Source organism: Neomoorella sulfitireducens (assembly GCF_024733845.1).
GTDB lineage: Bacteria > Bacillota > DSM-521 > Neomoorellales > Neomoorellaceae > Neomoorella > Neomoorella sulfitireducens.
In genome coordinates this window covers 53,125-64,265 of record NZ_JANRHG010000014.1, presented here as the reverse complement: position 1 = coordinate 64,265, position 11,141 = coordinate 53,125, and the positions used below count along the sequence as shown (strand labels likewise).

Genomic DNA, 11,141 nt, shown 5'->3' with positions numbered 1-11,141 from the left:
ATTTGCATATACTTTTCACGCCTGTTAAGGTATAAGTTGGCACTTCGGGGTTATGATCTGGCTAACGGGGTGATACGGGGTGATTAAGATAAGGCCCAAAACAACAGCTAATCTATTTATACTGTGGCGCTTGCTTTTCCGGGCTTTTCCGGCGGTGGACAGAGAAATAAAGAGCTGGCGGCACCTGGCGGCCAGCATTCCGGAACCTGTACTAAGGCAGCAGGCCCTGGCGAGCCTTACCCTGAAGAAATTTCACTGCCAGGGAGGTAGTGTCTATGCCGCTTTTACGCCCTGGGACCGCTATGGGGAGCAGCTCCTGCAGGCTATTGTAGCCTTGCAGACAATTAGCGACTACCTTGATAACCTTTGTGACAGGGCCGGTGTTCTTGAAGAGAAGGCCTTTTGCCAGCTGCACCTCGCCTTTACCGACGCCCTGTCTCCCGGGATGGCCCTCCATGACTATTATGCCGGCTATCCCTGCTGCTGCGATGGCGGTTATCTCCAGGCCCTGGTCCGCGCCTGCCAGCAGGCCCTCAAGGCACTGCCGGGATATAAAATAGCACAGGAGGAAATCATGTACCTGGCAGGTCTGTACTGCCGCCTCCAGGCGACCAAACATGTTGACACAGCCAGGCGGCAGGAGAGGCTGCAGTCCTGGCTGCAACCTTTGCTGGGCCAAATACTGGCACCTATCTACTGGTGGGAACTGGCGGCCGCTACAGGCTCGACCCTGGGTATTTTTGCCCTTATGGCCGCTGCGGCCAGGGAAGATGTAACGGCAACGGAGATTGCCGGGCTAAAAGACGCCTACTTACCCTGGATTGGCGGCCTGCATATCCTGCTTGATTACTTTATCGACCAGCAGGAGGACCGGCAAGGGGGTGACCTTAATTTTTGCACCTTCTACCGCGACGAAAAAGAAGCCGGTCAGCGGTTACAGTTTTTCCTGGAAGCATCCCTGGAAAAGGCCCAAAAACTCCCTGACCCCACCTTTCACCTGCTGGTCGTCCAGGGCCTGCCAGCCCTGTACCTATCTGATGCCAAAGCAGGCGGCCCCGTTTATTTATCCACCAGGGAGGCGGTTCTCCGGGCTGCAGGCAACTTGTCCCAGAAAATGTATCTTCTTTGTAAAACCCTGCGGTTAGCCGGCGTAATTTAGCGACCACGTCGAATTATTCATACTCATACAGGGGATTCAATGTACGGGCTGCCAGCAAAGCCAGCTCTTCCTGCACCGGGTTTGGCGGTAGCATTTCCAGGGCCTCTATGGCCAGGCTAATCTGTTCTCCAGCCGCGGCAGCCGTATATTCATCGCACTTTAATTGCCGCGCGGCGGCGATGAGCTCGTCTATTTCCGCAGCCTTAAGGCCGCGATTTATTTTTTCCCGCCACGGCGCGGCTTCGGGGGAAAGCTCTAAAAAGCGTAATACAGGGAGGGTAAGAAGACCGCGCGCCAGGTCCTGGCGGTTGGGTTTACCCATCCTGGCCATAGAGCCGAAAAGATCGAGATAATCGTCGATTATCTGGTAGGCCAGGCCCAGGTGCCAGCCGAATCGAGCCAAATAATTCTGCTGGGGGCGTTTTAAACGGCAGAGGATGGCACCGCAACGGCAGGCGGCACTGAATAAGGCGGCAGTTTTCTGCCCGATGTAGGTAAAATAGGACTTCTTCTCGGGGCCGGTTGCCGTGAGCTGTAATATTTCACCGCTGCACATGGAACGAATGGCTTCGGTAATTGTGGTGAGGATGGCCTTTTTGCTCCCGGCCAGGAGGCCGAAGGCGGTAGCAAAGAGGTAATCACCGGTGAGGACGGCCGGCACCGGGCCGTAAAGACAGTGGAGGGCAGGCAGGCCGCGGCGGACTGCCGCCCCGTCCAGGATATCGTCGTGGATCAGGGAGGCCAGGTGGATAAGTTCTATGGCTGCCGCCACCCGGCGAACTTCCAGGGTATCATGGATCCCAAAACGGGCACATAATAAAACTAAGGTCGGCCGCAAACCCTTACCGCCGGTTAGGGAATGGTCCAGGAGGTGCTGCAGCCGCGGATCCGGAGCGGCAACGGCTTCCTTTAGAACCGCACTTATTTCCGCAACGGGCAAGATATCTTCTCCTTTACATAAATTTAGAAAAAAAGTTGTGGTATATGAGAAATGGTTAACTCTAGTATGGCTGCAATATGATAATTTTATAGCCGGCCCTGTTAAAAACAGGAGATTGGGCGAGTAAAAATGCAAAATATAGAGGCACAGGCGGCTTTTTTGTACCAGGACGTAAGGGATTGGGTCAAACAGGTACAAATTTGTATTGCTAAAAGGAAAAAATTGCAGTATAAAATAGTCAAGGATAGTCAAAAAGAAAAAGAAAGTCAAAATCAAAAGAAAAACTCAAGGGGGGTGGGCTGATGAATGGAAGGTAAAACCCTGGCCGACCGCATCGAAAACTACATCAAGTGGCTGTTGAAAAGCAGCAGCAATGGTATTGTAGAACTGCAACGCCAGGAACTGGCCGAGCGCTTTACCTGCGTGCCGTCCCAGATCAGCTACGTCCTCAGCACCCGTTTTACCATAGAAAGGGGCTACCTGGTAGAAAGTCGCCGGGGTGGCGGTGGATATATCCGCATTGCCCGGTTTCCCTTAAATGCCGAGGAAAGGCTAAGGGAATGGGTCCATGAAGCCCTCGGTGAATACCTATCCCAGGAGGCAGCCCTGGAGCTGTTGGGACGGATGGGGGAAGAGGGGCTGTTAACCCGGCGGGAGCAGTTGCTCCTGGAGGCAGTCATCAACCGCCAGGCCTTACCCCTTGAGCTTCCCAGGCGGGACCAGGTACGGGCCTGTATTATGAAGGCCATAGTTTTAACATTAATGCGCGATGATTTTCCCGGCGCAGGGTAAAAGGGGGCGAAAAAATGCTTTGTGAAAGATGCCAGGAGAGACCGGCCAGTGTTCATGTCACCAGGATTATTAACGGTAACAAGACGGAGGTTTATCTCTGCCAGGAATGTGCCCGGGAGATGCAGCCCCAGTTAAATTTTTCCATACCCAAATTTTTAGCCGGGTTACTTGACTACGATCCGGGGTTGGAATTAAAGGCTCCTCCGGCAATCGAACGCTGCCGCCAGTGCGGCCTGAGTTATGAAGAGTTTCACCAGACGGGGAGGCTGGGATGCCCGGAATGCTACCATCACCTGGCCGCACGCCTGGATCCCCTCATCCGGCGCCTCCAGGGAAGTAGCCAGCACCGCGGTAAAGTACCCCGCCGGGCCGGTGGTAATTTGCGGGTACGCCGGGAGATTGAGAAACTGCGGGGGCAGCTACAACAACTGGTGGAGCAAGAAGAATTTGAAAAGGCTGCTCAGGTCCGGGACCGTATTCGTGAGCTGGAGAGTCGTCTAGGAGAACAGGGGGGAGGGCAATGAGCCTGAATTTAGACCGCAACAGCAAGTGGATGGAAGGTTCCGGCCCCCAGGCCGATATCGTTATATCCAGCCGTGTCCGGCTGGCCCGCAATTTGCAAGGATTACCCTTTCCCAATTTGATGAACCAGGCCCAGGAAGTGCAGCTTATCAGACAGGTAGGCCAGGCCATCCTGGCGCCGGGAGTCTTTCAGTCTGTAGGTGAGTTAAAGCTCCTGAACTTGCGGGAATTGGCGCCGGTAGAACGGCAGATACTAGTGGAGAAACACCTCATCAGCCCGGATCTGGCGGAGGGTAAAGGGGAAAAGGCCGTAATTTTGCGGGATGATGAGGCCATCAGCATCATGGTTAATGAAGAAGACCACCTGCGCCTGCAGTGCCTTTTGCCGGCCCTGATGCTCCACGAAGCCTGGCGTCTTGCCGACGCCGTCGATGATGCCCTGGAAAACGAACTGGACTTTGCCTTTGATCAAGAAAAAGGCTACCTTACCGCCTGTCCTACCAATGTCGGTACGGGCTTAAGGGCTTCCACTATGCTGCACCTGCCGGCCCTGGTACTGACCAAGCAGGCCGGGCAGGTATTGGCGGCCCTGACCAAAGTGGGGGTGGCAGTAAGGGGGCTATACGGCGAAGGCACTGAAGCCCAGGGTAATATCTTCCAGGTATCCAATCAAATCACCCTGGGACGTTCTGAGGAAGAGATTATCAACAATCTTTCGGTGGTAACTGTGCGGTTGGCCGACCAGGAGAGGGAAGCCAGGGAATTGCTGCGCAAGCAAAACCGCTGGCAACTGGAAGACCGCGTGGGGCGGGCCTACGGCATACTGGCCAATGCCCGTATCTTGAGCTCCCAGGAAGCCCTGCAACTCCTTTCTGATATCCGCCTGGGGGTGGAAATGAAAATTTTGCGCGGTATCGACCAGCGGCTTATCAACCAGCTCATGGTGCGCATCCAACCGGCATACCTGCAGTTTGCGGCCGGAAAAGAAATGACACCCTTTGAACGCGATGTGCACCGGGCGGCCAAGGTGCGGGAACTTTTAGCCGGATAAAGCAGTTTCCGGCCGTGAAAATTCCGGCCGCCGGCCTCTAACCCACACTTTCACTTCTGCAGAGGGGATCTATGGGGGCGAACTTGCCACTTCTCACATCTAATTTATGGAGGTGGAACAATCATGTCACCGCGTTTTACCGAAAGGGCCAACCGGGTCCTGCGCCTGGCCCACGAAGAAGCCAGGGCCCTGCATCACCCGGCCATAGGGACTGAACATATCCTGCTGGGGATCTTGCGGGAAGGCGATAGCGTGGCTGCCCGTGCCCTGGCAAGTTTAGGGGTTAACGTCAAAGCCGTACGTGACGAAGTGCGTAAAATTATCCGGCCGGGGGAAGCCCCTGCCGGCGGGGATATCGGCCTGACGCCGCGGGCGAAACGGGTCCTGGAGCTGGCCAATGAAGAAGCCCGGCGCCAGGGTGTAAACTATGTGGGAACAGAACATATCCTTTTGGGCTTGCTGGAAGAAGGCGAGGGGCTGGCGGCCCAGGTCCTGGGCGGTTTAGGCTTGAGCCCCGATAAAATCCGCCAGCAGGTCATCACCCTCCTGGGTGGTGGCGGCGAGCAGCCCCAGGCCGGCGGCTGGACCATGCTTTTCGGTAATTTACCCTTTGGTATGGGCGGTTTTCCGGGCGGGGCCGGTTTCCAGCCGGGGGGGGCACCGGCGGCGACCAAAGCCGCGGCGCGGCCGGGCCAGACCCCTACCCTGGATCAGTTCAGCCGGGATCTCACCCGCCTGGCCCGGGAGGATAAACTGGACCCGGTAATCGGCCGGGAAAGGGAAATTGAGCGCGTTATCCAGATTTTAAGCCGCCGGACGAAAAACAATCCGGTATTAATCGGCGACCCCGGCGTGGGCAAGACGGCCATCGTCGAAGGCCTGGCCCAGAAAATCATCCAGAACCAGGTGCCGGAAGTACTGCGGGATAAACGGGTAGTAGCCCTGGATATGTCCGGTATGGTGGCCGGCACCAAGTACCGGGGCGAGTTTGAAGAGCGCTTCAAACGGGTTATGGACGAAGTGCGGGCTGCCGGTAATGTCATCCTTTTTATCGATGAATTGCATACCCTGATCGGCGCCGGGGCCGCCGAGGGTGCCATCGATGCCGCCAATATTTTGAAACCTGCCCTGGCCCGCGGGGAACTGCAAACCATCGGCGCCACGACCATTGACGAGTACCGCAAGCATATCGAGCGGGACGCTGCCCTGGAACGGCGTTTCCAGGCCGTTATGGTCGGCGAGCCTACGGTCGAAGAAACCATTGCCATCCTTAAGGGCCTGCGCGACCGCTATGAGGCCCATCACCGGGTTAAGATTTCTGATGCGGCCCTGGAGGCGGCGGCGCGGCTTTCCGACCGCTATATCACCGACCGGTACCTGCCGGATAAGGCTATCGACCTCGTGGACGAGGCTGCCTCCCGGGTGCGCCTCCGGGTTTACACGGCGCCCGATGAAGTCAAGAAGCTGGAAGCGCGCCTGGAAGAGCTGGAGAAGGAAAAGGCGGCGGCCGTCCATGCCCAGGAGTTTGAAAAGGCGGCGGCATTGAGGGATGAAGAAAAGAAAATTAAAGAGGAATTAGAAGCTAAAAAGGGCGAGTGGCAGAAAGAAAAGGGCCTGGAGAAATCCGTGGTGACGCCTGAAGACATCGCCCAGATCGTCTCCAGCTGGACGGGTATACCCGTCACCCAGCTGGCCCAGGAGGAAAGCGAGCGGCTCCTCCACCTTGAGGAAGTCCTGCACCGGCGGGTCATTGGCCAGGACGAGGCCGTCCGCGCCGTGGCCCGGGCCGTGCGCCGCGCCCGGGCGGGCCTGAAAGATCCCAAGCGTCCCATCGGCTCCTTCATCTTCCTGGGTCCCACCGGCGTCGGCAAGACCGAACTGGCCCGGGCCCTGGCCGAAGCCCTCTTCGGCGACGAGGACGCCATGGTCCGCTTCGATATGTCCGAGTACATGGAGAAGCATACCGTCTCCCGTTTAGTTGGCGCCCCGCCCGGTTACGTTGGGTATGAGGAGAGCGGCCAGTTAACGGAGGCCGTACGGCGCCGTCCCTACAGCGTCGTCCTTTTTGACGAGATTGAAAAAGCCCACCCGGACATCTTTAACGTCCTGCTCCAGGTCCTGGATGACGGCCGACTAACGGACGCCAAAGGCCGCACCGTGGATTTCCGCAACACGGTGATTATCATGACTTCCAATATCGGCGCCGGTACCATCAAGCGGGAGAGCCTGGGTTTCAAGGCTTCCACCAGTGAAGTGGCGGCCGAATCTTACGACAAGATGAAGAAGCACATTATGGAAGAGCTGCGGCGGACCTTCCGTCCGGAGTTTCTGAACCGCATCGACGAGCTGATCGTTTTCCATGCCCTCTCCAGGGACGACATCAGGAAGATCGTCGATCTGATGCTGGCCGACCTCAACCGCCGCTTAGAGGATAATAAGCTTGCGGTGGAAGTGACCGACGAAGCCAAAGAGATACTTGTTAAAGAAGGTTTTGATGAGGCTTTCGGCGCCCGGCCTTTGCGGCGTGCCATCCAGACCCTTATCGAAGACCAGCTTTCCGACGAGATGCTGGCCGGGAAAATCGCCCCCGGCGATAGGGTCCGGGCCCTGGCCCGGGACGGCAAGATTGTCCTGGAGAAGGCGGTATGAAGCTAAAAATCCCCCCGGCAAAGGGTAACCCTTACCGGGGGTGTTTTTTTATCTACAGGTGACCTGCAACCTGACCCTGGCAACTACCGTTACAAGTAACAACGAAGCAAGGTACCGCCAGCGGCCTGCGGGCAGCTTTTTAAAGAAGAACTGATGCCCTGATAGCCCCTATAACCCCCTGTTGCCGGGGCATAATAGTAGTAGCAGCTGCGAGGGGGAATGATTATGGCCGACGATAAAATATTACGGGAAAAGGTGCGGCAGGTTTTACGCGAGGATAAGGACCTGCGCGGTTACGGCCTCAACGCCGACGTGGTTGGGGGCGAGGTCCAGCTCCAGGGGATAGTGGATACCCTAAAGGAGAAGGAAAGGGCTGAAAGGCTGATACGGCAGGTCCCTGGAATAAAAGGTGTAGCCAATACCGTGGCCGTCAGTACCGACGGAGCCATCAGGGACGAGGACGTAACCATGGAAGTCAATGAGGAACTGGACTTAGACCCGCGCGTTAACCTGCGCCATATCGGCCCCAAAAGCGTCGATGGCCACGGTACGGTGGTTTTGCAGGGCCGCACCGATGACCAGGCCGAGGTGGAAGCGGCCCGGAAGGCGGCAGCTAAAGCCCGGGGCGTGACCCGGGTGGTGAGCCGGGTCAAGGTAGGGGAAGGGGAAATGAGCCTGGAAGATATTTTCCACAGCCAGGTGAATAACGACAGGGAAGGATAACCTTAATTTTGCCTTGATTTACTCATGCAAGCAGGCGCGATACTTGATTTAAAAAATTTGCGGCTCGTTTTCAATAAAGGGTAAATAATATACCCTTGTCTCGCTTCCCGGGGGACCGTAGTAAAAAAATACTAGGGTAGCTTCGTCGTGCTGCGGTCTCTCCGGGTGGCAGGGGAAGAGTTCGATAAAGCCGTGGCGCCGTAAGTTTGCCGGGGTTTCCTTCATGAGCCCCGGCATATATTTTTCTATGAACCGGAGAGTGGTTACCTGCGCCATGTAGTTTGAACGATCTACCCCGGTCAGCGGCGAGGGTGGCATCCAGGCCGGGTAATTCCTGCTGCGGTCGCGGCAGAGGAAGTCGAATTTGAGGAGCTGGTAGAAGCGCTCCAGCCGGGTTGCGGTGAGGGGGTGGAAGGGGAACGCCAGGCCGGCGGCAAAGGCAGCCAGGTAGTTAAAAAGGTCCCGCTGGCTGTGACCGCGGCGGAAGAGGTTCTGTCCCGACCACCAGGCGGCCAGGGCCTTGTAACAGGCAAAATGGCTGCCGCCAAAGGCCTCCTGCACCAGGTAATTAAGGGCATGGTCGGCCAGGTGGCTGTTGCCGTAATAGTGAAGTAAAGATTCCACGTTGTGAAGGCAGAGCATTTCGTTATAAGAGATGGCGCTGCTGGCCATGACCTCGTAGGGTGGGCGGTCAAGGAAGAGGTAGCCGAATTCCCTGGCCCGGGCACGTAAGTTAGTACCTTTCAGGAGTTTCAGGAAGCCGAGCTGGATCTCGTGGGGCTTTAATGCCGCTACGGCGTCGAAACTTTTGCCCACGCCGGCATAAGTTTCCCCGGGCAGGCCGGCGATGAGGTCCAGGTGCAGGCGGATGTTTCCCCTTTCCTGCAGGCGGCGGACATTGGCCGCCAGGCGTTCCCAGTCCTGGCGGCGGTCGCAGCGGGCGTTTACCCTGGCATCGATGGTCTGGACGCCGATTTCGAACTGAAACAGGCCCGGCGGCACCTGGCGGAGAAAGGCCAGCATCTCGTCGTCCAGGCGGTCGCCGGCGATTTCAAAATAAAAACGGGTGCGGGGCCCGCGGGAAATGAGGAACTCCCAGATGGTAAGGGCCCTTTTTTTATGGGCGTTGAAGGTGCGGTCGACAAACTTGATCTCCCGGACGCCGGCCTTGAGGAGGAGTTCCAGGTCACTTTTTACGCGTTCCAGGGAAAAGTAGCGCAGGCCTTCCGTAGTGGATGAGAGGCAGAAGCCGCAGGCGAAGGGGCAGCCGCGGGAGGTTTCGTAATAGATGGTCCGCTGCCGCAAGTCGCGTCCACCGCCGGGAAGGTCTTCCTGGTAGGGGAAGGGTATGGTGTCCAGGTTGCGCGGGAGCGGCGCCGGCGAGTTGACGACAATCTCCTTGCCCCGCCGCCAGGCCAGTCCGGGGATGGTTGCCGGGTCGGGTACGGGGCCGGCAGCCCCCCCTGAGGCCGGCCCGGTTATGGGGGCGGCTTGGGGTTCCTCCCGCTTCCCTGCCGGGAGGTGTTGTTGCCCGGCCAGGTGTTCCATAAGGGCGCGGAAGGGGATTTCGCCCTCGCCGGTGATTACCATATCAACTTCCGGGCGCCGGGCCAGGAAGTCCTCCACATCAAAGGAAACCTCCGGGCCGCCGCAGAGGATAGGGAGATCCGGTCGGACGGTTTTGAGGAACTGGATCACGGTCACGGTGGGTTCGATGTTCCAGATATAGCAGGAAAAGGCCGCCAGGTCGGGCCGGTAGCGGTAGATGGCGGCGGCGATATGGTCCGGCCGGTCGTTAATGGTGAATTCATCCAGGATAAAGGTATGGGGCAGGTCACGGCAGCAGGCGCGCAGGTAGCGCAGGGCCAGGTTGACGTGGATGTACTTGGCGTTGAGGGTGGTTAACAGGACCCGCAAAGGTATACCCCCAAAATAGAGTCACATCTTCACCTTTTCCGGGTACGCTTTAAATGAATGCTATACCCGGCTCTTTGGTATTTTTGGTCAGGTATCGTGTAGATCGGCTTATATTCCGGCACTTTCGGCTTCAACCACGATGGTTTCCAGCTTTTCCAGGCACTCAGCTAAAAGGGCTTCTGTAGCCAGGTTCTTTTCGGCCGCCTCCACCCGGGCCAGGGGCGGTTTGGTGGCCGGGTGTTTGGGGACAAAGAGGGTACAGCAGTCTTCGTAGGGGCGGATGGAGATGTCGTAGGTACCGATGCGACGGGCTACCTCGATGATCTCGCTCTTGTCCCAGGCTACCAGGGGCCTTAAAACCGGCAGGTCGACTACCCTGTTGATGACGGCCATGCTCTGCAGGGTCTGGCTGGCCACCTGGCCCAGGCTTTCTCCCGTGAGGAGGGCCAGGGCATTTTCCTTCCCGGCCACCGCCCCGGCAATGCGGAACATCATCCTCCGCATAATGGTGACGTAGAATTCCTCCGGGCAGTGCTGGCGGATGGCCTTTTGAATACTGGTAAAGGGAGCTACCACCAGGCGAAAAGGCCCGCAATAAGTAGCCAGGACCCGGCAGAGGTCGATGACCTTTTCCTTGGACCGCTCGCTGGTAAAGGGGAAGCTGTGGAAATGGAGGCCCGTCAGTTCCAGGCCCCGTTTCATACCCATGTAACCGGCCACCGGGCTGTCGATGCCGCCGGAAATCAATAGCAGCCCCCGGCCGGTAACACCCACGGGCAGGCCGCCGGGTCCGGGAATAGTGCGGGAATATACGTAGGCTCCTTCGTCGCGGATTTCTACATGGATAATCCGGTCGGGGTGGTGGACGTCCACCTGCTGGCCCTGGCTGTGGGTCAGGAGATAGGCACCCACTTCCCGGTTGATCTCCGGCGAGGTGAGGGGGAAGCGTTTGTTGGGCCGCTGGGCCTGGACCTTGAAGGTGGTGCCCGGGGAATCCTTTAAAACGGCCAGGGCGGCTTTTTTTATGGCTTCCAGTTCCAGGGGAACTGCGACCACCGGGCTCATGGAGACGATGCCGAAGACGCGCTGTAGGCGCGCGGTTACGGCTTGCAGGTCGTCATGGAGGTCGATGAAGATGCGGCCGAAGGTCTTGCGCATTTTACGGGGCGTCAGGCCGGCCAGGGCCCTGCGTATATTATCCATGAGTTTATCTTCAAAGTAGGGGCGGTTGTTACCCTTGAGGCTGATCTCACCATATCGCACCAGTAGGGATGTATACATGTCAATCCTCCCCAAATAGACTTCTTTAAATCAGACTGCCAGCGTCGCGCCGTAGCCTTCGGCTTTGCCGGTTTTGTTCTTTGCTTCAAACCAAAGCGCCTTCTGCT

General features: G+C 57.6%; 10 protein-coding genes. 7 read left to right on the top strand and 3 right to left on the bottom strand.

The window, feature by feature from the left end; all coding sequences use genetic code 11:
- Positions 1-79 precede the first annotated feature (79 nt).
- On the top strand, positions 80-1,159 hold the full coding sequence (locus NWF31_RS12495) for a tetraprenyl-beta-curcumene synthase family protein (RefSeq protein WP_258360842.1): 1,080 nt from the start codon (positions 80-82) through the stop codon (positions 1,157-1,159).
- 13 nt (positions 1,160-1,172) lie between these two features.
- On the opposite strand, the gene NWF31_RS12490 is transcribed toward NWF31_RS12495, so the two are convergent.
- On the bottom strand, positions 1,173-2,099 hold the full coding sequence (locus tag NWF31_RS12490) for a polyprenyl synthetase family protein (protein ID WP_258360841.1): 927 nt from the start codon (positions 2,097-2,099) through the stop codon (positions 1,173-1,175).
- Positions 2,100-2,228: 129 nt separating this feature from the next.
- On the opposite strand from NWF31_RS12490, the gene NWF31_RS12485 reads away from it, so the two are divergent.
- The 6 genes from NWF31_RS12485 (at position 2,229) to NWF31_RS12460 (ending at position 7,836) form a co-directional block, all read left to right on the top strand.
- Positions 2,229-2,402, top strand: a complete 174-nt coding sequence (locus NWF31_RS12485; protein WP_258360840.1) for a hypothetical protein — start codon at positions 2,229-2,231, stop codon at positions 2,400-2,402.
- Between the two features lie 3 nt (positions 2,403-2,405).
- Positions 2,406-2,891: a CtsR family transcriptional regulator gene (locus NWF31_RS12480; protein WP_258360839.1), complete on the top strand. Its 486-nt coding sequence runs from the start codon at positions 2,406-2,408 to the stop codon at positions 2,889-2,891.
- Between the two features lie 14 nt (positions 2,892-2,905).
- A complete protein-coding gene (locus NWF31_RS12475) occupies positions 2,906-3,415 on the top strand; it encodes a UvrB/UvrC motif-containing protein (protein ID WP_258360838.1) in 510 nt (169 codons plus the stop codon).
- Positions 3,412-4,464 carry a protein arginine kinase gene (locus NWF31_RS12470; RefSeq protein WP_258360837.1) on the top strand — a complete coding sequence of 351 codons (1,053 nt, stop codon included), beginning with the start codon at positions 3,412-3,414 and terminating at the stop codon, positions 4,462-4,464. The genes NWF31_RS12475 and NWF31_RS12470 overlap by 4 nt, the downstream gene beginning before the upstream one ends.
- Before the next feature lie 123 nt (positions 4,465-4,587).
- Positions 4,588-7,113, top strand: a complete 2,526-nt coding sequence (locus tag NWF31_RS12465; protein ID WP_258360836.1) for an ATP-dependent Clp protease ATP-binding subunit — start codon at positions 4,588-4,590, stop codon at positions 7,111-7,113.
- Positions 7,114-7,338: 225 nt separating this feature from the next.
- Positions 7,339-7,836, top strand: coding sequence for a BON domain-containing protein (locus tag NWF31_RS12460; RefSeq protein WP_258360835.1), 498 nt, complete (start codon positions 7,339-7,341; stop codon positions 7,834-7,836).
- Positions 7,837-7,884: 48 nt separating this feature from the next.
- Here the strand turns inward: NWF31_RS12460 and NWF31_RS12455 are convergent, their stop codons facing one another.
- Both NWF31_RS12455 and thiI read right to left on the bottom strand, forming a co-directional pair.
- Positions 7,885-9,753 carry a B12-binding domain-containing radical SAM protein gene (locus NWF31_RS12455; protein WP_258360834.1) on the bottom strand — a complete coding sequence of 623 codons (1,869 nt, stop codon included), beginning with the start codon at positions 9,751-9,753 and terminating at the stop codon, positions 7,885-7,887.
- Between the two features lie 108 nt (positions 9,754-9,861).
- Positions 9,862-11,034, bottom strand: a complete 1,173-nt coding sequence (gene thiI, locus NWF31_RS12450; protein WP_258360833.1) for a tRNA uracil 4-sulfurtransferase ThiI — start codon at positions 11,032-11,034, stop codon at positions 9,862-9,864.
- Positions 11,035-11,141 lie beyond the last annotated feature (107 nt).